Origin of the sequence: Curtobacterium sp. KBS0715, from assembly GCF_005938005.2 — a bacterium.
In the GTDB taxonomy this organism is placed as follows: Bacteria; Actinomycetota; Actinomycetes; order Actinomycetales; family Microbacteriaceae; genus Curtobacterium; species Curtobacterium flaccumfaciens.
Genome location: NZ_VCCA02000001.1, coordinates 2,798,292 through 2,817,789 on the forward strand (window position 1 = coordinate 2,798,292; position 19,498 = coordinate 2,817,789).

General features: G+C 72.0%; 20 protein-coding genes. 9 read left to right on the plus strand and 11 right to left on the minus strand.

Translation table 11 applies throughout. The features are described from left to right. The first annotated feature begins 22 nt into the window (after positions 1–22). The gene (locus FFG40_RS13310) at positions 23–934 is read left to right on the plus strand and encodes a L,D-transpeptidase (protein WP_138803626.1); all 912 of its coding nucleotides are present in this window, start codon (positions 23–25) and stop codon (positions 932–934) included. Between the two features lie 16 nt (positions 935–950). Here FFG40_RS13310 and FFG40_RS13315 read toward each other — a convergent pair whose 3' ends face one another. Together FFG40_RS13315 and FFG40_RS13320 are read right to left on the minus strand one after the other, a co-directional pair. After that, on the minus strand, positions 951–1,523 hold the full coding sequence (locus tag FFG40_RS13315; protein ID WP_138803627.1) for a gluconokinase: 573 nt from the start codon (positions 1,521–1,523) through the stop codon (positions 951–953). Continuing rightward, positions 1,520–3,082, minus strand: coding sequence for a GntP family permease (locus FFG40_RS13320; RefSeq protein WP_216852362.1), 1,563 nt, complete (start codon positions 3,080–3,082; stop codon positions 1,520–1,522). The genes FFG40_RS13315 and FFG40_RS13320 overlap by 4 nt, the downstream gene beginning before the upstream one ends. 207 nt (positions 3,083–3,289) lie before the next feature. Here FFG40_RS13320 and FFG40_RS13325 point away from each other — a divergent pair, with 207 nt between their 5' ends. Further along, complete coding sequence (locus FFG40_RS13325; protein WP_185974186.1) at positions 3,290–3,988, plus strand: FadR/GntR family transcriptional regulator; 699 nt, start codon at positions 3,290–3,292, stop codon at positions 3,986–3,988. Positions 3,989–4,112: 124 nt separating this feature from the next. Here FFG40_RS13325 and FFG40_RS13330 read toward each other — a convergent pair whose 3' ends face one another. The 5 genes from FFG40_RS13330 to FFG40_RS13350 all read right to left on the minus strand — a co-directional run bounded on the left by FFG40_RS13330 (position 4,113) and on the right by FFG40_RS13350 (position 7,562). Next, on the minus strand, positions 4,113–4,718 hold the full coding sequence (locus FFG40_RS13330; protein WP_138803629.1) for a GNAT family N-acetyltransferase: 606 nt from the start codon (positions 4,716–4,718) through the stop codon (positions 4,113–4,115). 9 nt (positions 4,719–4,727) lie between these two features. Further along, entirely contained in the window at positions 4,728–5,411 is a 684-nt protein-coding gene (locus FFG40_RS13335) for a uracil-DNA glycosylase (protein WP_138803630.1), read from the minus strand. Positions 5,412–5,416: 5 nt separating this feature from the next. Then, positions 5,417–6,136: a Type 1 glutamine amidotransferase-like domain-containing protein gene (locus FFG40_RS13340; protein ID WP_111056349.1), complete on the minus strand. Its 720-nt coding sequence runs from the start codon at positions 6,134–6,136 to the stop codon at positions 5,417–5,419. Beyond that, entirely contained in the window at positions 6,133–6,660 is a 528-nt protein-coding gene (locus FFG40_RS13345) for a phosphoribosyltransferase (RefSeq protein ID WP_051596753.1), read from the minus strand. Before FFG40_RS13345 ends, FFG40_RS13340 begins: the two co-directional genes overlap by 4 nt. Before the next feature lie 128 nt (positions 6,661–6,788). After that, a complete protein-coding gene (locus tag FFG40_RS13350) occupies positions 6,789–7,562 on the minus strand; it encodes an SDR family oxidoreductase (RefSeq protein WP_110895087.1) in 774 nt (257 codons plus the stop codon). 123 nt (positions 7,563–7,685) lie between these two features. On the opposite strand from FFG40_RS13350, the gene FFG40_RS13355 reads away from it, so the two are divergent. From FFG40_RS13355 to FFG40_RS13380, 6 genes are all read left to right on the plus strand, one after another. After that, entirely contained in the window at positions 7,686–8,774 is a 1,089-nt protein-coding gene (locus FFG40_RS13355; RefSeq protein ID WP_138803631.1) for an acyltransferase family protein, read from the plus strand. A gap of 177 nt (positions 8,775–8,951) precedes the next feature. Further along, the gene (locus FFG40_RS13360) at positions 8,952–10,283 is read left to right on the plus strand and encodes a bifunctional o-acetylhomoserine/o-acetylserine sulfhydrylase (protein ID WP_071404574.1); all 1,332 of its coding nucleotides are present in this window, start codon (positions 8,952–8,954) and stop codon (positions 10,281–10,283) included. A gap of 258 nt (positions 10,284–10,541) precedes the next feature. Continuing rightward, the gene (locus FFG40_RS13365) at positions 10,542–11,744 is read left to right on the plus strand and encodes a homoserine O-acetyltransferase (RefSeq protein WP_138803632.1); all 1,203 of its coding nucleotides are present in this window, start codon (positions 10,542–10,544) and stop codon (positions 11,742–11,744) included. Between the two features lie 133 nt (positions 11,745–11,877). Then, positions 11,878–13,035: an ATP-binding protein gene (locus tag FFG40_RS13370; RefSeq protein ID WP_111033735.1), complete on the plus strand. Its 1,158-nt coding sequence runs from the start codon at positions 11,878–11,880 to the stop codon at positions 13,033–13,035. Next, positions 13,032–14,354: a hypothetical protein gene (locus FFG40_RS13375; RefSeq protein ID WP_138803633.1), complete on the plus strand. Its 1,323-nt coding sequence runs from the start codon at positions 13,032–13,034 to the stop codon at positions 14,352–14,354. Before FFG40_RS13370 ends, FFG40_RS13375 begins: the two co-directional genes overlap by 4 nt. 87 nt (positions 14,355–14,441) lie before the next feature. Further along, positions 14,442–15,113, plus strand: coding sequence for a response regulator transcription factor (locus FFG40_RS13380; RefSeq protein WP_017888182.1), 672 nt, complete (start codon positions 14,442–14,444; stop codon positions 15,111–15,113). A 168-nt stretch (positions 15,114–15,281) separates the two neighbouring features. Here the strand turns inward: FFG40_RS13380 and FFG40_RS13385 are convergent, their stop codons facing one another. From FFG40_RS13385 to FFG40_RS13400, 4 genes are all read right to left on the minus strand, one after another. Then, on the minus strand, positions 15,282–16,547 hold the full coding sequence (locus tag FFG40_RS13385; protein WP_071404571.1) for an MFS transporter: 1,266 nt from the start codon (positions 16,545–16,547) through the stop codon (positions 15,282–15,284). 124 nt (positions 16,548–16,671) lie between these two features. Next, positions 16,672–16,851, minus strand: a complete 180-nt coding sequence (locus tag FFG40_RS13390; protein WP_027465825.1) for a hypothetical protein — start codon at positions 16,849–16,851, stop codon at positions 16,672–16,674. 114 nt (positions 16,852–16,965) lie between these two features. Beyond that, entirely contained in the window at positions 16,966–17,274 is a 309-nt protein-coding gene (locus FFG40_RS13395; RefSeq protein WP_138803634.1) for a thiamine-binding protein, read from the minus strand. Then, positions 17,271–18,584, minus strand: a complete 1,314-nt coding sequence (locus FFG40_RS13400) for a glycosyltransferase 87 family protein (RefSeq protein ID WP_138803635.1) — start codon at positions 18,582–18,584, stop codon at positions 17,271–17,273. Before FFG40_RS13400 ends, FFG40_RS13395 begins: the two co-directional genes overlap by 4 nt. Positions 18,585–18,667: 83 nt before the next feature. On the opposite strand from FFG40_RS13400, the gene FFG40_RS13405 reads away from it, so the two are divergent. Then, positions 18,668–19,378 carry a YceI family protein gene (locus FFG40_RS13405; protein WP_138803636.1) on the plus strand — a complete coding sequence of 237 codons (711 nt, stop codon included), beginning with the start codon at positions 18,668–18,670 and terminating at the stop codon, positions 19,376–19,378. Positions 19,379–19,498: the final 120 nt, after the last annotated feature.

Genomic DNA, 19,498 nt, shown 5'->3' on the forward strand with positions numbered 1-19,498 from the left:
GATCGACCGAGGGGGACGCACCATGCGACGCAGCACCTGGATCGCGACGACCGCCGGGGTGGTGGTGCTCGCCGTCGCCGCCGTCGTGGTGGGGGTGACCGTCGGGTCGCCGGCACCGGAGCCGACCCGGGCGGCGCGGGCGACGACGACTCCGATCCCGAGCGCCACGCCGACCCCGACGCTCGCGGCCGTCCCCGCCGCACCGTCCGACGCGACCCTGGCCGCGCTGCCGTTGGCGTTCCACGACGCCGTCGTGCCGCAGTTGCTCGACGGCGGGGACGTGGAGCCCGTGGACACCTGGCAGATCGCGACCCCGCGCACGCCGCTCGTCGCCCTGTACGCGAGCCCGTCCAGCCGCGCCCGACCGGTGGCGACCCTGTCCCACCTGGTGTCGACGATCAACCGACCCGCGGCGACCGCGGTGTGGGGTCGCTCCCCCGGCCAGGACGGCGGGATGCTCCTGGTGTCGACGCCGTCCCGCAACCGCACCCCCGGTGACGGCGGCGACCCGGACGCGCCGAGTGCGACGTTCGCCTGGGCCCGGGCGGCCGACTTCACCGTGACGGGGACGGACCGGATGATCCGGGTCGACGTCGCCGCCAGCACCGTGTCCGTCGTCACCCGGTCGGGAAAGGTCACCGCGACCGAGGCGGCCCGGCTCGGGACGCCGGAGGACCCCACGCCGGCCGACACCGCCACCTACGTCGAGGCGGCGTACGTCGACACCCGCCTCGCGTACACGCAGGGCAACCCGATCATCCTGAGCGGGGCGCACTCGTCCCGGATCCCGTCGTACGGCGGCAACGCTGCGCTGACCGCGTTGCACTACTACCCGGACCCGACCGGCAGTTCGCACGGCTGCGTCCGGATCTCGGCGGAGATGACCCGGACCCTGGCTGCGCTGCCCGTCGGCACCCCGATCCAGTTCAGCTGAGCATCGGTTCCGCGGATCAGGCTCTCGGGATCCGGACCAGTCCGAGCCGCGCCACGACCTCGGCGCTCTCCTCTTCGGGGGTGCGGTCGGCGGCGATCGTCAGGTGGGCCTCGTCGGGCTGCGGCGGCTCGAGCGTGGCGAGCTGCGACTGCAGCAGCGACGTCGGCATGAAGTGCCCGGAACGCTGCGACATCCGCTCCTCGATGAGCGCGCCGTCACCGGCCACGTGCACGAACACCACGCCGGGGGCCCGCAGCACATCGCGGTACGAGCGCTTCAGGGCCGAGCAGGTCACGACGCCGTTCGTGCCGGCGTCCAGGTGTCCGCGGATCCAGCCGGCGACGACGTCGAGCCACGGCCAGCGGTCCTCGTCGGTGAGCGGGGTGCCGGCGTGCATCTTGTCGACGTTCGCCGGCGGGTGCATGGCGTCGCCCTCGGCGAACTCCCACCCGACCTGCTCCGCCACCATGGCGGCGACGGTCGACTTGCCGGACCCGGAGACCCCCATCACCACCAGGACACGTGCGTCCAGCCCGGTGTCGGCCGCCCCGGCAGCTGCGGCCGGACCGAGGTCTGCTGCGCCGCTCATCGGATGAACACCCCGGCCAGCAGGACCCCGAGCAGACCGAACACCGAGATGAGGCACTCGAGCACCGTCCACGTCTTGAACGTCTGCCCCACCGTGGTGCCGAGGTACCCCTTCACCAGCCAGAACCCGGCGTCGTTCACGTGCGACAGGAACACGGAGCCTGCACCGATCGCGAGCACGAGCAGCGACGTCATCGGCGTCGACAGGTCGGCGGCGATCGGCGCCATGATGCCGGCGGCGGTCACGGTGGCGACCGTGGCCGACCCGGTCGCCACGCGGACCAATGCCGAGACGACCCAGGCGACGAGCAGCACCGAGACGCCGGAGTCCTTGACGGCGTCGGCGATCACGCCGCCGATCCCGGTGTCGATGAGCACCTGCTTGAAGCCACCGCCGGCACCGACGATGAGCAGCACCCCGGCGATCGGGGGCAGGGCACTCTCGAGCGACTTCGACACCGCCGAGCGGTCCATGCCACCGCCGATCGCGAAGAAGACCATCGCGTAGACGGCCGCGATGCCGATGGCGATCATCGGCGAACCGAGGAAGTCGAGCAGGCTCACCCACGAGCCGGCGGCGTCGGGGGCGGTGGCCTCACGGATCGCCTGGGCGAGCATGAGCACGACCGGCAGCAGGATGCCGATCAGGGCGACGGTGAACGACGGGCTGCGCGGCTCGCTGATGACGCGCGTGAAGTCGCTCTTGCCGTTGGGCAGGGACGCGGTGTCCTGCGTGGCGGGGCCGCGCCGGGCCTCCCGTCCGGGGTGTGCCGGGTCGTCGGCGAAGGAGGCGGACCCGGAACCCGACCCCGAACCCGAACCCGGCCCGGCGGTCGCGACCGCCCCACGCGACCCGAACATGTCGGGGACCGGGATGTCGACCCAGCGGGCCGCGAACCGGGCGAAGAGCGGCCCGGCCAGGATGATCACCGGGATCGCCAGCACGATGCCGAAGGCGAGCGTGGTGCCGAGGTTCGCACCGACGGTGGAGATCGCGACGAGCGGGCCGGGGTGCGGCGGGACGAACGCGTGCATCGTCGACAGGCCGACCAGGGCGGGGACGGCGATCTTCATGATCGGCACCTCGCTCCGCTTGGCGACCAGCACGATGATCGGGATGAGCAGGACGAGGCCGACCTCGAAGAACATCGGCAGCCCGATCAGCGCACCGATCAGGGCCATCGTCCACGGCAGCGCCGCCTTCGACGACTTCCGCACCAGGGTGTCCACGACGCGGTCCGCTGCGCCCGAGTCGACGAGCATCTTGCCGAACATCGCCCCGAGCCCGACCAGGATGCCGACACTCGTCATGGTCGCGCCGAAGCCGTCGCCGAAGCTCGTGACCGCCTTGTCCGGCGCCAGGCCCGCGCCGATGCCGACGCCGAGCGCGCCGATCGTGAGCGCGATGAACGGGTGCACTTTCAGCCATGTGATGAGCGCGATGATCACCACGATGCCGACCAGCGCCGCGATGATCAGCTGCGGGATCGAACCGGACGGGTCGACCGTCTCGGTGGTGCCACCCGCGGCGAGCAGGTGGTCCGGGAGAGCGTGAGGCATCAGCGCCCCTTCCTGGAGTCGCTGCTGCGCGGCTCCGTCGCCTTCGTGTCGAGGGTGGACTGGCGCGACGAACGCCGACCCTCAATAATCTGATTAATCAGACTATACGACGTCGTCCCGCGCGCCAACCGCCCGTCCCCGGAGTCTGCCGCTTCGATGGGACCGGCGTCACAACGACCGCGTGACCCGTACTGCACGGAGGAAACGATGCCCACCGCACGCGGACTGCACGCCCACGTGCTCGACACCCTGGGCCAGCGGATCGTCGACGGCGACCTGGCCACAGGCGCCGTCGTCCGACCCGAACTGGTGGCCGACGAGTTCGGGGTGTCCCGCTCGGTCGTCCGCGAGGCCCTGCGCGTCCTGCAGTCTCTCGGCCTGGTCGAGCCCCGGCAGCGGGTCGGCACGCTCGTCCGCGACATCACCGCGTGGGAGCTGCTCGCCCCCACCGTGATCCGGTGGCGCGGTACCTCACCGGCGTACTTCGTGCAGCAGCGGGAGCTCGTCGAGCTCCGGCTCGGCGTCGAACCGGTCGCGGCGTCCCTGACCGCCGGCTCCGAGGGCGCGGACGCCGTGCTCGCCGCCGCCGAGGACATGCTCGACGCCTGCGGGCGCGAGGACAGCCGCGCCTACCTGGAGGCCGACGTCCGCTTCCACCGTGCACTGCTCGCCGGGTCGGGGAACGCCGTGTTCGCGCACTTCGCCGGCACGGTCGAGGCCCTGCTCCGCACCCGCACCTCGGAGTCGCGCGATCCCATCACGCGCTGGACGCGCGAGGCGGCGCTCCGGCACCATGCCGTCGGGCGCGCAGCGGTCGACGGTGACGCGGACGCGGCGGCGGCGGCGGCCACCGCGCTGCTCCGCGTGACCCGCGACGAGTTCGTCACCGAGGCCCCGGCGGACTGACCCGACCACGGCGGTCCGGCGCGACCAGGGGACGGCCTGGAGGCCCGTGCCGGGCCCGCCACGGGCCTCCCGTCCGCCCTGCCCAGGTTCGCCTGCGTGACGCGCGTCGACCGCGTCGGTTCCGTCAGCGTCGTCGTGCGAACAGCCGCGGGCCGTGCAGGCGGAGCCGCATCGTGACGGTGCCGAGCCAGCGGTCGTACTTGTAGCCGACCTTGCCCATCCGGCCCACCTCCTCGAAGCCGAGCCGCTCGTGCAGCCGGATCGACGCCTCCGCCTGGCGGTCCGCGATGACGGCGACGACCTCGCGCACGCCGGCCGAGCGGCACTCGTCGAGCAGCGCCTCCATCAGCGCGCGGCCGAGCCCCTTGCCACCGGACGCGGCACCGAGGTAGATCGAGTCCTCGACCACGTGGTTCGAGCGGTCGCGCGGGTTCCAGGCGTCGACCAGGGCGTACCCGAGGATCTGCCCGGCGGGGTTCTCCGCCACCAGGAACGGCAGGCGGCGCTTCCGGATGTCGTCGTAGCGCTTCTTCCACGCGGCGTACGTGAACGCCGCCGGGTCGAAGGTCACCGACGAGTTGCGGACGTAGTGCGTGTGGATCTCGCGCACGTGGGGCAGGTCCCCCACCTCGGCCGCACGGATGCGGTACTCGAAGGCGGTCTCGGTCGCAGCCGGGGCACGCAGGTGTCGCGGCAGGACCCGCCGTCGCTGGTATTCCTCCTCGAGCACGTGCCGAGCCTACTGAGCGGGCAGCGTCCAGTCGACGGGCGGTGCGCCCTGCGACTCGAGCAGCGCGTTCACCTGCGAGAACGGGCGGCTGCCGAAGAACCCGCGCGACGCACTGAGCGGGCTCGGGTGGGCCGAGGCGACGACCGGGGTGTCGCCGAGGAGCGGTCGCACCGACCCGGCCTGGGCGCCCCAGAGCACGGCGACGAGCGGGGTGCCACGGGCGACCAGCGCGCGGACGGCCTGGTCGGTCACCGCCTCCCAGCCCTTGCCGCGGTGGCTGCCGGCCTCGCCCGCCTGCACGGTGAGCACCCGGTTGAGCAGCAGGACGCCCTGGTCGGACCAGGCCCGCAGGTCACCGTGCTGCGGCGGCGTCACCCCGAGGTCGTCGGCGAGCTCGCGGTAGATGTTCGCCAGGCTGCGCGGCACCGGACGGACGGCCGGGTCGACCGCGAACGACAGGCCGATCGGGTGGCCGGGCGTCGGGTACGGGTCCTGCCCGACGACCAGCACCTTGACCGCGTCGAACGGGCTCGTGAAGGCGCGCAGCACGTCGCCGCCAGCGGGCAGGTAGTGGCGGCCCGCAGTGGTCTCGTCCCGCAGCCATGCGCCGATCCGGTGCACGTCGGCTTCGACGGGTGCGAGGGCCTCAGCCCAGCCGGGGTCGACCAGGTCGGCGAGCGGCCGTGGTTCCACGTCGGCTACGCGCCCATGGTGGCGACGGCCACCGACTCCTCGCCGGCCATCACGCGCCAGACGCTGCCGGTCCCGCGGACCTCGAGCGCGCCCTCGCCGACGACGAGCGTGGTGTCCTCGTCGATCGCGAGTCCGGCGGTGACGAACTCGGCCTCGGCGCTTGCGATGAGCCGCGCGAGGGTGCCGGCCTGCACCGCGTGCACGTCGATGGTCAGGTCGACCAGGCCGAGGCCCTCGCGGAGCTCGACCTCGTCCAGCCCCTCGGAGGCCGCCTCGGGGCAGATCTCGACGCCGCCGATGCGCCAGCCGCCCACCAGGGCACGGTCGGCGGCGATCATCGCACCGGCCGAGTAGCCGAGGTAGGGAAGTCCGTCGGAGACGAGCAGCCGGAGCTGGTCGACGAGCGGGGCGATCGCCGCCAGGTAGTCGGGGGTGACGCCGCCACCGACCACCAGGGCATCGACGTCGCTCAGGACGGTGGTGTCGAAGACCTGACCGGCCGCGACCTCGGTGACGAGCACCTCGGCCGTGCGCGGGCCGCCGAGGACCTCGGCGATGTCGGCGGTCGACGACGGGCTGCCGCCGTCCGGGCCCGCCACGGAGAGCAGGGCGATGCGCGGGACGCTCCGGCCCACCGCTGCCGAACGGGCGGTGGCCTCGGCGAGGAACGGCGCTGCGGCGTCCGAAGCGGCGAACAGACCGCCGCCGACCAGGTGGATGCTCACGACTCGGCCGTCACGGGGGCGAGGGCGCTCCACGGGAACGTGATCCAGCCGTCGACCCGACGCCACACGTGGTCGGGCTCGAGGACGGTGCCGGGCTTCGAGTACAGGCAGGCGCTCCGGACGTCGGCACCGGCGTTCCGGATGATGTCGACCACCAGGCGCAGGGTGCGGCCGGAGTCCGACACGTCGTCGACGACGAGGACCCGCTTGCCCGCCAGGCTCGGGGCGTCGAGGGCGGGGGCGAGCACGACGGGCTCCTCCAGCCGCTGCTCGACGTCGGTGTAGAACTCGACGTTGATCGAGCCGCACTCCTTGGTACCGAGGGCGTACGCGACGGCGCCGGCGATGATCAGTCCGCCGCGGGCGACGGCGACGACGACCTCGGGCTCGAAGCCGCTGGACAGGACGTCCTTGGCGAGCAGGCGTGCGGCGTCACCGAACTCCAGCCAGCCGAGTACCTCGGGCCCGCTCGTCACGGTCACGGTGGACGGAGCCGCGGGCTCGGGTTCGCTGCTGATCGGCATCCGACCACGGTACCGGCAGGGAGCCCACGCCCGCGACCCGCGGCCGCCGCCCGGGCGCTGCGCGGGTCCGGCGTGGGTCCGGCGTGGGGCGCTGCGCGGGTCGGGCGCGGGTGCGGCGCGGGGTCTGCTCAGCGGGGCGTCAGCGGGCCGCGTGCGAGCTTGTGCTGCGCCGACTGCGCCACCGGCCGGATCGTCACGAGGTCGAGGTTCACGTGCGCCGGCAGCTCCACCGCGTGCACGATCGCCTCGGCGACGTCGTCGGCCACGAGCGGCTCCGGCACGTCGTCGTACACCGCGGCGGCCTTCTGCTCGTCCCCGCGGAACCGGGTGAGTGCGAACTCGTCGGTCTTCACCATGCCCGGCGCGATCTCGACGACGCGGATCGGCTCGCCGTTCAGCTCGAGCCGGAGTGCGCCGACCAGGGCGTGCTCGGCGAACTTCGCGGCGTTGTAGCCGCCACCGTTCTCGTACGCGACGAACCCGGCGGTGCTGGTCACCGTGACGATGTCCGCTCCCCCGGACGCGCGAGCACGGTCGCGCAGGTGCGGCAGCAGCGCGGAGACGACGCGCTTCGTGCCGATCACGTTGACCTCGAACATGGCGCGCCAGTCGTCGACGTCGGACTCCTCGACACTCGCCGAACCGAACGCCCCACCGGCGTTGTTCACGAGCACGTCGGCACCGCCGAGGTCCGCGACGCGCGCGGCGAGCGCCGCCACGTCGTCGGCGTCCGTGATGTCAGCCACCAGGGTGTCGGCCCCGGTCTCCGCGGCGAGCGCCTCGAGCTTCGCGGCGCGGCGGGCCACGGCGAGCACGTCCCAGCCCCGCGACCGGAACAGCCGGACGGTGGCCGCCCCGATGCCCGAGCTCGCTCCGGTGACGACTGCGCGCCGTGCTGCCATGTGATCTGCCTCCTGCGTCGGTGACCGGGGCGCGTGGTGGCCCGGTCCGACCACCGTACCGAGCGGGACGCTTCCGGCACCGCACCGGGCCGTCCAGATCACGATCCGGTAACGTGATCGGCGATGACGACGGATGCCGCCCCTCCCGCCCCCTCGGCCCCGGCGACGCAGCTCGAGCCCGGTCGAGCCCCGCGCCGGATCCCGATGTGGGACACCGCGCGGTTCGTCGCGGTCACGCTCGTGGTCATCGGGCACGCGATCCAGCGGCAGACGCCGGCGAGCGAGCACGCCCTGGCCCTCTACACGTTCATCTACGCGTTCCACATGCCGGCGTTCGGCGTGATCAGCGGGTACTTCTCGTCGGCGGACACCCCGACGGCGAAGCGGATGCGCCGGACGATCACGGACATCGTGGTGCCGTACATCATCATGCAGACGATCTGGACCGTGGTGCAGGGCATCGTCGAGGGCGGCAAGGACTTCAACCCGACGAAGCCGACGTGGACCCTGTGGTTCCTGCTGGCCCTGGGCATCTTCAAGCTGATCCTGCCGTACCTGGCGCAGCTGCGGTGGCCGCTGTTCTGGGCGGTCGTGTTCAGCATCGGCGTCGGCTACTTCGACAACGTCGACTCCACGCTCTCGCTGTCCCGCGCGATCAGCCTGCTGCCGTTCTTCCTGCTCGGGTGGCAGGTCAAGCAGTGGGGCGTCTTCGACCGCTGGTACGAGGCGTCCCGTCGCACGGTCGTCCGGGTGCGGATCGCCGCCGTCGTGGTGTTCACCGCGTGGGCGGTGTCGTGCGCGGTCTGGATCCCGCAGTTCAAGGAGTTCGACCTGCACCACTGGTTCTTCTACGACGACTCCTACTCGGGGCTCGGCGAGGATGCCTGGTGGGCGGGTGCGGTGCGCTTCGGCCTGATGCTGCTCGCGACCCTGCTGACGGCGTCGTTCCTGGTGCTCATCCCCCGTCGGAACGTCTGGATCACACAGTTCGGCGCCGCGACGATGTACGTCTACCTGCTCCACACGTTCGTCCTCTACCCGATCCGGGAGTCCGGCGTCCTGGCCGGCGAGCACTCGGCCTGGCCGTTCGTGCTCCTCATGGTCGGCATCGCGTGCGTCGTCAGCCTGTTCCTGGCGCAGCCCTTCGTACGGCGCGGGATGCGGTGGCTGCTCGAACCGAAGGTCGACTGGCTGTTCCGCCGCGACGCGTGACATTTCCTGGCCGGGAGGCCCGTGGCGCGTCGGGCGCGCGCGTTACGTCCCGAGGCGGGTGCGGTGGTGCGGGCCCGACCACCTGCGTACCGTGACACCCGACGCACAGCAGCGCCGAGCCTCCGGGCCGAGCGCAGGGCGACCCGACGACCAGCCGCACCGGACAGGAGCACCAAGATGACCGAGCACGACGCCGCGCAGTGGCAGTTCGAGACCACCCAGGTCCACGCCGGCGCACAGCCGGACCCGACCACGGGCGCCCGAGCGACGCCGATCTACAAGACGACCTCGTACGTCTTCGCGAACTCGGACGAAGCACGCGACCTGTTCGCGCTCGCCAAGCCGGGCAACATCTACTCCCGGATCATGAACCCGACGAACGACGTCGTCGAGCAGCGGATCGCCGCGCTCGAGGGCGGGTCCGGGGCCCTGCTCGTCGCGTCCGGCCAGGCTGCCGAGACGTACGCGGTGCTGAACATCGCGGGGGCGGGTGACCACATCGTGTCGTCGTCGTCGATCTACGGCGGCACGTACAACCTGTTCAAGTACACGCTGGCGAAGCTCGGCATCGAGACGACGTTCGTCGAGGACCAGGACGACCTCGAGGAGTGGCGCCGCGCGGTCCGCCCGAACACGAAGCTGTTCTTCGCCGAGACCATCGGCAACCCGAAGATCAACGTCCTCGACATCACGGGCGTCAGCGACGTCGCCCACGAGTCCGGCGTCCCGCTGATCGTCGACAACACGATCGCGACGCCGTACCTGATCCGTCCGTTCGAGCACGGCGCCGACATCGTGGTGCACTCGGCCACGAAGTTCCTCGGTGGCCACGGCACGGTCATCGGCGGGATCATCGTCGACGGCGGGAAGTTCGCTTGGTCGCAGCACGCCGACCGGTTCCCGGAGTTCAACACGCCCGACCCGTCGTACCACGGTGCAGTCTTCGCCGAGGCGGTCGGCAACGAGCTCGCGTACATCGTGAAGGCCCGCGTGCAGCTGCTCCGCGACCTCGGTGCGTCGAACTCGGCGGACACTGCGTTCGCGCTGCTGCAGGGCATCGAGACCCTGTCGCTCCGCATCGAGCGGCACGTGTCCAACGCGCAGGAGATCGCGGAGTGGCTCGACCAGCACCCCGACGTCGCCACCGTCGCCTACGCCGGGCTGCCGACGTCGCCCTGGTACGCGGCCGCGAACCGGTACGCGCCGAAGGGCGTCGGCGCCGTGCTGTCGTTCGAGCTCAAGGGCGGGGTGACCGCGGGCAAGGCGTTCGTCGACAACCTGCAGCTCTTCTCGCACCTGGCGAACATCGGTGACGTCCGCTCGCTCGTCATCCACCCGGCGTCGACCACGCACTCGCAGCTCACCCCCGAGCAGCAGCTCACCACCGGGGTCACGCCCGGCCTGGTGCGCCTGTCGGTCGGCATCGAGAACATCGCCGATCTGAAGGCCGACCTCGAGGCCGGGCTCGCCGCGGCCCGGGCGATCGCGCAGGAGAGCCAGCGCGCGTAGAGCCCGCGGGGCCTGCCTGCCTGGCGATGCGCGTGCATGTTGCGACGTCCCACGTGTCGATCGACGCGTGGGACGTCGCTCGTTGCACACGCATCCGGTGCGTGCGCATGGTGCGACGATCCACGAGTCGAACGACGCGCACGATGTCGGAACATGCGCACGCACGGAACGGCGAGCGCGGTCCGAAGGCCGGCCACGCGCCGGGCGTGACGTAACACGGCGGCGGCGACCCGCGCCTCCCGGCAGACTGGACGCACGATGGACTGGCAGACGACCCCCGAGGACTCCGTGCCGTCCACCCTGGTGCCCGGCACCGAACTCGGCACCCTCGGCAAGCCGCCCGTGACCGGTGCCTGGCGTCCCGGTGACCACCCGGGTGCACGCCACTTCGAGTCCCTCGGCGAGCAGTGGGTGCGCGGCGGCCGCCTGCCGTCCGTGCGCGTGGCGTACGAGACGTGGGGCACGCTCAACGCCGCCCGCGACAACGCGGTGCTCGTCCTGCACGCGCTGACCGGGGACTCGCACGTCGCGGGTGCCGCCGGCCCGGGCCACCGCACCGCCGGCTGGTGGGGCGACGTCGTCGGGCCCGGGCGGGCGATCGACACCGACCGGTGGTTCGTGATCGCGCCGAACATGCTCGGCGGCTGCCAGGGCACCACCGGGCCGTCGTCGGTGTCGCCGTCGGGCGCGGAGTGGGGCGCTCGGTTCCCGTTCGTGACGGTGCGCGACCAGGTCGAGGTGCAGGCGCAGCTCGCCGACCGGCTCGGCATCGAGACCTTCGCGGCCGTCGTGGGCGGGTCGATGGGCGGCATGCACGCCCTCGAGTTCGCGGTCTCCCACCCCGCGCGCGTGCAGCGGCTGGCGGTCCTGGCGTCGACGGCGCAGACCACCGCCGACCAGATAGCGGCGAACTCACTGCAGCGGGCGGCGATCCAGATGGACCCGGCGTTCGCCGGCGGCGACTACTTCGAGGCCGAGGCCGGCGAGGGACCGCACCGGGGCCTGTCGCTGGCCCGGCGGATGGCGCTCATGACGTACCGCGCCTCGGACGAGCTGAACAGCCGCTTTGCGCGGTCCTGGCAGAGCGACGTCTCCCCGCTCGGCGACGACGGCCGGTTCTCGGTGGAGAGCTACCTCGACTTCCACGGCAACAAGTTCACGCGGCGGTTCGACGCCTCGAGCTACGTCACGCTGACGTACGCGATGGACTCGCACGACGTCGGTGCCGGTCGCGGCGGGGTGTCGGCCGCCCTCGGGCTGGTGACCGCACGGACCCTGGTGGTGGGGATCTCGAGCGACCGGCTGTTCCCCGTCGAGGACCAGCACCGGATCGCCGCGGGCGTGCCGGACGCGCTCGACGGGGACACCGCAGCGGTGATCGAGAGTGAGTTCGGACACGACGGGTTCCTCATCGAGCACGAGCAGGTCGGGGCGCACCTGCGGCGGTTGCTGGAGTCCTGAGCGGGGCCTGCCGCCGCCGCGGCGCGCCGAAGACCCCCCAACGGGTGGCGCGCGTGGAATGATGGCGTGGAGCCCGGCACTGACCGACGCTCGGTTTCCCGCACCACCCAGATCGTCACCAACCAGGACATCGATGGACTTCATCGCACAGGAACGCGACCGCTTGCTGCGGTCGGCGACCCGTGTCGTGGGCATCGTCTGCGCGCTCGTCAGCGTCGTGGGCATCCTCTCCGCCGCCGCCGTGCCCACGCCGCCCCTCATCGGCGCACTCCTCTGCATCGCCGCGATGATCACCGCCCTCGTGTGCTTCGGTCGCGGCGGCGAGGTGTGGTGGACCGCCGCCATCGTCGTCGCCGGGCTCGCCACGATGGTGCTGCTCTTCACCGGCGTCGACGACTCGGCCAGGCCCCTCGTCGCCAGCGCCGTGATGCCCCTGGCCGCCGGCGGGCTCTCGGCACCGCTGATGGCACAGCGCGGGCACCCGGTCGGTCTCGGCATCACCATCGCCGGGGGCGGCGCCGTCGTGGTGCTCATGGTCTGGGGGTCGGGCTCGCTCCTGTCGACCCCGGTCAGCGGCGCACTGCTCGGGTGGATCCTGATGGCCGTCGTGGCGATCTGGATCTCACGCAGCATCCCCCGCGTCGCCCGCCGCATCTACAGCATCGGCACCGCCCACCGCGCCGAACGGCAGGCCAGCGAGACCGAGGCGCAGCGCCGCCAGGGTGCCCGCCTGCTGCACGACACCGTGCTCGCGACCCTGACGCTGCTGGCGCACTCCGGCGTCGGCGTCTCCGAGCAGGCGATGCGCGAGCAGGCCGCCGAGGACGCCCGACTGCTGCGGCACCTGCGCCTCGGTGCGACCCCGCAGCCCTCGCAGTCCGGTGACTACTCGCTCACCCGCGAAGAGGAGTCACCGCTCGGGCAGACCCTCGAGTCGGTCAAGCAGCGCTTCGGCCGGATGGGGCTCGAGGTCAGCTGGCACGGCACCGGGCAGGTCCTGCTGCCGTCGAACGTGCTCGACGCGTTCCTGCTCGCCCTCGGTGAGTGCCTCGAGAACGTCCGTCGGCACGCCGGCGTTGGCGAAGCCCACGTCACGATCGTCCACGACAACGAGGTCGTCCGCGCGATGGTCACCGACTCCGGCGTCGGCTTCGACCTCACCACCGTCAGTGCCGAGCGACTCGGGTTCAAGGAGAGCGTCGTGAACCGCCTGCGCGAGGTCGGCGGCGACGCGAAGCTCTTCTCCGCGCCGGGCTCCGGCACCACCGTCGTCCTGGAGGCACCGCGATGACCCGGGTCCCCGAGGACACCATCGGCCGCCGTCTGCCCGGCGAGACCGCGCCGCCGGCACCCCGCACCCGCCGCGAGGCGCGCGAGCGGTACCGCACGAGCGAACGTCGCCAGGCCAGAGGGCTCCCGTCCACGTCCACCGGCGCCCGGTCCCTGCGGCAGGCCGCGAAGCCCGGCGCATCGCTCGGTGCCGGCTACCTCGGCCTCGGCGCCGCGGTCCTCACCGCGATCGAGGCCGTCGCCGGCATCGCGTTCTTCCTGGTGCGCTGGAACGAGTACTCCGACCCGTGGTTGCCCGCCGTCGCCTGGGGGCTCTACGTCGTCGCCGCCGTCGGGGTCGGACTCAGCGTCCTGACCTACGGCGAACGGCTGACCGGACCGGCCTTCGCGTTGATCTGCGTCGTGCTGGCGTGCGTGGTCACGCTCGACTTCATCGGCATCTGGCCCGAGCACGACATCGCGCACACCGCGACCGCGTCGATGGCCGCGGGCTTCGCCCTGCTGCCGATCGCCACGCTCCGACCCGCCCGTGAGGTCGCCGTCGCCATCGGCGTGCTCGGCATCGCGTTCATCGTGATGGCCGTCGTGTCGACGCCGATCACGAACGACACCATGCCCGGCATCGTGTCCCTGCTGTCGCTCGTCGTGGTGCCGCCGTCGCTCGCGCTGTACGTCGTGCAGCGGTTCCGCCAGCTCGTGCAGCGCGAACTCGACCGGGTGCTCGTGCAGAGCAACGTGCAGGCGCCGCAGTTCGCCGTCGGCATGCTCGCCTCGGACGAGCTCGCCCGCCTCGACCTGGCCGCCGAGAAGCTGCTCGACGCCGTCGCCAACGGCACCGACCCGCTGCCGCTGTCCGACGCCTCGAGCTCCGTCGCCGCGTCGCTCGCCACCGAGCTCCGCCTGCACCTGATCGAGGGCCGTCGCGAGACGTGGTTGTACCACGCGATCACCGAGTCCGACCACCTCGGTCGCTCGGTGAGCGTCGCCGACCCGACCGCCCTGGCGGGGCACCTCTCCCCCACCCAGCGCGACGGGCTGCTGCAGGCGATCTGGCAGATGGTCGGCGACGGCCGAACCGCCCAGCCCGGCATGCCCGTCGTCTCCGTCACGCTCGGCCCGATCGGCTCCGACGGCCATCCGGTCAGCGACGACACCATGGACGTGCCCGTCGTCATCGAGTCCCGCGGGGTGCCCCGGCGCAGCCTCGGCCCGACGGCCTGGAGTGCCCTGCAGCGCATCGGCCCGTACACCGAGACCGTCCGCGACGGCGCGCTGCACATCGTCGCGCACTGCGTCGTGAACCGACATCCGTCGATGTAGCCGCCGGACACCCGCACGCCTGACCGACTTCCGGCCCGGATCCTCCTAGGATCGGCCGAGCAATCCGCACCGAGAAAGGACGCCAGCATGGCGACTCCAGAGGAACCGATCCGACTCGCACTGGTCGACGACCACAGGATGCTCCTCGGCGCGCTCACGGAGTGGATCCGGAACGCGGCCGACGACATCACCCTGGTGGCCGCCGTCACGACCTGGCCCGAGCTCCTGACGAGCCCGGCGTTCCCGGTCGACGTGGTGCTGCTGGACCTGGACCTCAAGGACTCCATCCCGGTGTCGCTGAAGATCTCGACGCTCAAGACCGCGGGCGTCAAGACCGTCGTGATGAGCACGTACTCGGAGCCGAACGTCGTGCGCGAGGCCCTCGGCGCCGGCGCCCTCGGGTACCTCGTCAAGAGCGAGGACGCCGACATGATCGTCGAGGCGATCCGCTCCGCCCAGCGCGGCGAGCAGTACGTCTCGGCCGAGCTCGACCTCGCCATCAACAGCGGCGACGTCGGCGGTGTCCCGAAGCTCAGCGCCCAGGAACGTCGCGTGATGGCCCTGTACGGCGGTGGCGAGCCCGTCAAGAGCGTCGCCTACCAGCTCGGCATCTCCGAGGAGACCGCGAAGAGCTACCTCAAGCGCATCCGCGAGAAGTACCGCGTCGCCGGCTTCGACGTGGGCACCAAGGTGGCGCTCCGGAAGCGTGCGATCACCGACGGCATCATCGTGCAGGACGGCAGCCCCCTGGGGCTCTAGCACGCGTCGCGCGTTCCGCTTCGTGAGCAGCAATGGTCGGGTCCCGTCACGGGACCCGACCATTGCTGCTCACCATGTGCGGTGGCCGCACCACGTGACGGACGGGAGGCCCGTGGCGGCGTCGGCACGGGCCTCCCGTCCGGTGGGTGCGTGCGCGCACCCCGCGTGTCAGGCCGTCGGGACCGGTGCGGTGATCGGACCGGTGGACGGTGACGAGGAGCGGACCGCGGCACGACGGGTGCTCCGCCGCTCGACCGCGTAGCTGACCATCGTCACCAGGACGCCGAGCAGCGCCAGGCCGATGCCGAGCCAGCCCGGTGCGAGGAACCCGAAGCCGGCGGCGATGACCGCGCCGCCCAGGGCCGCACCGATCGAGTTGCCGATGTTGAACGCCGAGTGGTTCAGCGCCGCCGCGATCGTGCGGGCATCCCCCGCGACGTCCATCAGGCGCGACTGCACCGCCGGCGGGATCGCCGACGAGGTCGCCCCGAGCAGGAACGCGCCGAGCAGCATGCCCCAGAGCCACTGCGCCGTCAGGACGGTGATGAGCAGGGCGCCGATGAGCGCGAACATGCCGACATAGATCGTGCGCTTCACGCTGTGGTCGGCCAGGTGTCCGCCGAGCACCCCGCCGACGACCATGCCGATGCCCACGACGACGAGCACGATCGGCACGAACGACTCGGGCATCCCGGTGACGTTCTGCACGAGCGGCGAGATGTACGAGTACACCGCGAAGAACCCGCCGAACCCGACGGCGCCGAGGCCCATCACGATCCACACCTGCGGCACACGGAACGCCCGGAGCTCACGGCCGATCGTGGCGTGCTCGTCGCGGGCGCTCTTCGGCACGAAGGCCGCGACGGCCAGGAACGTCAGGGCGAACAGCGCGGCGACGACGCCGTAGGCGACCCGCCACCCGGCCACCTGTCCGACCCACGTGATCGCCGGGACCCCGACGACGTTCGCCACCGACAGGCCGAGCAGCACCATGGCGATGCCCTTGCCGCGCTTGCCCGGGCCCATCATGTCGCCGGCGACGATCGACGCGATGCCGAAGTAGGCGCCGTGCGGCAGACCCGCGACGAAGCGGGCGACGAGCACCAGACCGAACGAGGGCAGCAGCGCGCTCGCGATCGTCGCGACGACGAACCCGACGAGCAGCACGAGGATCAGGCCCTTGCGCGGGAACCGGGCGGACATCGCCGCGATCGTCGGCGCACCGACGACGACCCCGAGGGCGTACGCGCTGACGAGCCAGCCGGCGTGGGCGATCCCGGCGTCGGGGTCGATGCCGTACTGCTCGGGGAGCAGGGCCTGCGCGATGTTCGGCAGCAGCCCCATCGCGACGAACTCGGTCGAGCCGATGGCGAACCCGCCGAGGGCGAGCGAGATGAGCGCGAGGGTGCGACGCGCAGGCGTGAGCTGTGACATGGGGCCTGTTCTCGTGCGGGCGGAGCGGGACGACGGTGCAGCACCCCACCGGACGGGGCGGCCGTGATGTCCTGGTCCGTCGAGTGTAGACCGCTCCAACGGACCAGCGAAAGCCCGCTCGAGATCAGGCCGCCTGGCGCTCCGGCGTGCGGGTCCGTGCCGGGGTCTGCTCGGGCAGCTCGTCGCGGTGCACCCATCCGGTGCCGCACTCCGCGCAGGTCGCCCAGGCGTTGTCGCCGTGTTCGTCCGTGTCGATGACGACCGTTCGCAGGTCGCAGTCGGGGCACCAGCCGTCGTGCATCATCACGCGCTCCTCGTCGTCTCGCAGGCCACCCGATGTGGCTCGATGCAGACCATGAGACACCCGACCACCGACATCCGAGGGACCGCTCCGGCGTGTCGTCCGTGCCGCCGCGGGCTACTCGCCGAGCGCGGTCTCGAGCCGTTCGAGCTTGCCGTCGATCTCGCCGGTGTGCCCGGGGCGGATGTCGGCCTTGAGCACGAGCGACACTCGTGTGCCGTACGCACCGACGGCCTCGGTGGCGCGCTTGACGACGTCCATGACCTCGTCCCACTCCCCCTCGATCTCGGTGAACATCGACGAGGTGCGGTTCGGCAGCCCGCTCTCGCGCACCACGCGCACGGCCGCCGCGACGGCTTCGTGCACGGACCCGTCGGACGTTGCAGCGGGACCACCGGACGGAGCGACGGAGAAGGCGACGATCATGCGTCCATCCTGCCCGGCTCTGGCTGGTCGCGCACGGACGGCGATGAGCGCGCCGACAACCGTCCGGACCCCGCGCAGCGCCCCATCCGCACCAGCACGACGACGCTCCACACCAGGATCGCCACCTCGAGCACGTTCCGCACCGTGAGCACCACGAGGATCCACGGCTGCACGCCGAGCAACTGGTCGTAGTAACCCGGGTAGACCACCTGCGTGAGCAGGGCCATCGGCAGCGCGAGCACCGCGATGGGCACGAACCGACGCGCACTCGGGGTGCCCGCCGCGAGCCCCCACACGATCGGCACCGCGAACCAGCCGATGTACTGCGGCGACCCGACCTTGTTCGTCGCGATGAGCGCGGCCACGAACAGGAGCGCGAGGACCGGTGCGAGCTCGGCCCGACGGGCACCCCGGTGTGCGGCCCAGAGCGCGAGCGCGACCCCGGCCACCACGACGACGGCCATCAGCGGCGTCGACACCGCGGCGGCGGCGGACGTGCCGGCACCGGACACCTCGAAGGTCAGGATCTCCTGGTCGTAGAACACCGCCGCTCCGGGGACCCCGAACGCAGCGGCCCACATGAAGGGTGTTGCGAGCGGCGACTCGATCTGCAGCGCACGGCCGGTCTGCTCACCGACGAAGGACAGCAGGTACGGCGCACCGCCCCACAGCACGTCGACGAGCACGATCAGGGCGCTCAGCACCAGGGCCCCGGCGAGCACACCCCGGCGGTGTCCGCGTCGCAGGAGCAGCAGCACCGCGACGAGCGCCGCGGGCCACACCTTCGTCCACGCGCCGGCGGTGAAGAGTGCGGAGGCGACGGCCGGCCTCGAGGCCACGAACGCCACGCCCACCAGCGCGAACACCGTCGCGACGGTGTCGATCCGACCGAGCGCGATCGGCCCGAGCGCGAGCAGGAACAGCAGCCACCACCAGACGACCCGCACGCCGTGCACGCCGAAGCGGTCGGACGACCCGACGCGGGCCCGGAACCGCCACAGGAACGCGCACGCCACGGCGTCGAGCACCACCATCAGCAGCAGCCATCCGGTACCGATGGACTCGACTCCCCCGAGCGCCGCGGCTGCCATCGGCACGATCGCCAGGATCGGGTACACCCACGCGCCGTCGATGCCGACCCAGAAGTCCGCGGTCCGCCCGGTCTCGATCCAGCGGCTGTAGGTGATGGTCACGTCACCGAGCGGCAGGTTCGCCGACACGAGGGTCAGCCACCACAGGAACCCGTGCACGGCGACGAACGCCAGGACGAAGCCGGCGAGTTCGAGCCACCGGGTCGAGGTCCTCTGCACCGGACGAGCGTAGCGGCCGGACCGGGGGCGATCGCCGTCACGATCTCAGGCTCTCCCGAGCATGACGTGTCACCGTTCAGCTCGTGACCTCCGACACCCCGCGCAAGCGCCGCAAGGCCGTCATCTGGATCTCCGTCATCGCCGCCGTCGTCGTCCTCGGCGTCGTCGGTGCGGTGGTCTTCACGAACGTCTACACGAGCACCGAGAACGCGAAGGCCTCGGCCGCGCCGTCCGTCGCCGCCACCCGCCAGGCCTCCACCCTCGACGACACGGACCTGTCCGGCGAGTGGACGGTCGGCGGCGACTCCGAGGCCGGGTACCGCGTCCACGAGGTCCTGAACGGCTCCGACGTCACCGTCACCGGCCGCACCGACAGCGTCTCCGGTACCGCGACCGTCGACGGCACGAGCATCACCGCCGCGAAGATCACGGTGCAGGTCGCCGACATCACCACCGACTCCGACCAGCGCGACGCCTACTTCCGCGACTCCGCGATGGACGCCGCGGCCTTCCCCGAGGCCACCTTCGAACTCACCGCGCCGATCGCCGACGCGGTCCCGAGCGGCTCCGACACGACGACCGTGACGGCTCCGGGGAAGCTCACCCTGCACGGCGTCACGAAGGACGTCACCGCGAAGCTGCAGGTCGGCCTGAACGGCGACGGTGTCGACATCTCCGGTTCGGTCCCGATCACCTTCTCGGACTACGGCGTGCAGGCCCCGAGCCTGGGGTTCGTCAAGGTCGACGACGCCGGTTCCGTCGAGTTCCTGGTGCACGCGACCCCCGCGAGCTGACGTCCGCGACGCGCGTCGCGCCCGTGACGTGACCGCAATCGGACGAGAGGCCCGTGGCGACGCCGCCACGGGCCTCCCGTCCGTCCCACGCTCGCGTCGACAACAAGCGACACCACCGAC

Bases quoted from the DNA above. Each gene is read 5' to 3' on its own strand.
- FFG40_RS13345 (WP_051596753.1), bottom strand. From the start codon at position 6,660: ATGCCGATCAGCAGCGAACCCGAGCCCGCGGCTCCGTCCACCGTGACC.
- FFG40_RS13395 (WP_138803634.1), bottom strand. From the start codon at position 17,274: ATGATCGTCGCCTTCTCCGTCGCTCCGTCCGGTGGTCCCGCTGCAACG.
- FFG40_RS13360 (WP_071404574.1), top strand. From the start codon at position 8,952: ATGACCGAGCACGACGCCGCGCAGTGGCAGTTCGAGACCACCCAGGTC.
- FFG40_RS13385 (WP_071404571.1), bottom strand. From the start codon at position 16,547: ATGTCACAGCTCACGCCTGCGCGTCGCACCCTCGCGCTCATCTCGCTC.
- FFG40_RS13375 (WP_138803633.1), top strand. From the start codon at position 13,032: ATGACCCGGGTCCCCGAGGACACCATCGGCCGCCGTCTGCCCGGCGAG.
- FFG40_RS13350 (WP_110895087.1), bottom strand. From the start codon at position 7,562: ATGGCAGCACGGCGCGCAGTCGTCACCGGAGCGAGCTCGGGCATCGGG.
- FFG40_RS13365 (WP_138803632.1), top strand. From the start codon at position 10,542: ATGGACTGGCAGACGACCCCCGAGGACTCCGTGCCGTCCACCCTGGTG.
- FFG40_RS13320 (WP_216852362.1), bottom strand. From the start codon at position 3,082: ATGCCTCACGCTCTCCCGGACCACCTGCTCGCCGCGGGTGGCACCACC.
- FFG40_RS13310 (WP_138803626.1), top strand. From the start codon at position 23: ATGCGACGCAGCACCTGGATCGCGACGACCGCCGGGGTGGTGGTGCTC.
- FFG40_RS13390 (WP_027465825.1), bottom strand. From the start codon at position 16,851: ATGATGCACGACGGCTGGTGCCCCGACTGCGACCTGCGAACGGTCGTC.
- FFG40_RS13325 (WP_185974186.1), top strand. From the start codon at position 3,290: ATGCCCACCGCACGCGGACTGCACGCCCACGTGCTCGACACCCTGGGC.
- FFG40_RS13355 (WP_138803631.1), top strand. From the start codon at position 7,686: ATGACGACGGATGCCGCCCCTCCCGCCCCCTCGGCCCCGGCGACGCAG.
- FFG40_RS13370 (WP_111033735.1), top strand. From the start codon at position 11,878: ATGGACTTCATCGCACAGGAACGCGACCGCTTGCTGCGGTCGGCGACC.
- FFG40_RS13315 (WP_138803627.1), bottom strand. From the start codon at position 1,523: ATGAGCGGCGCAGCAGACCTCGGTCCGGCCGCAGCTGCCGGGGCGGCC.
- FFG40_RS13380 (WP_017888182.1), top strand. From the start codon at position 14,442: ATGGCGACTCCAGAGGAACCGATCCGACTCGCACTGGTCGACGACCAC.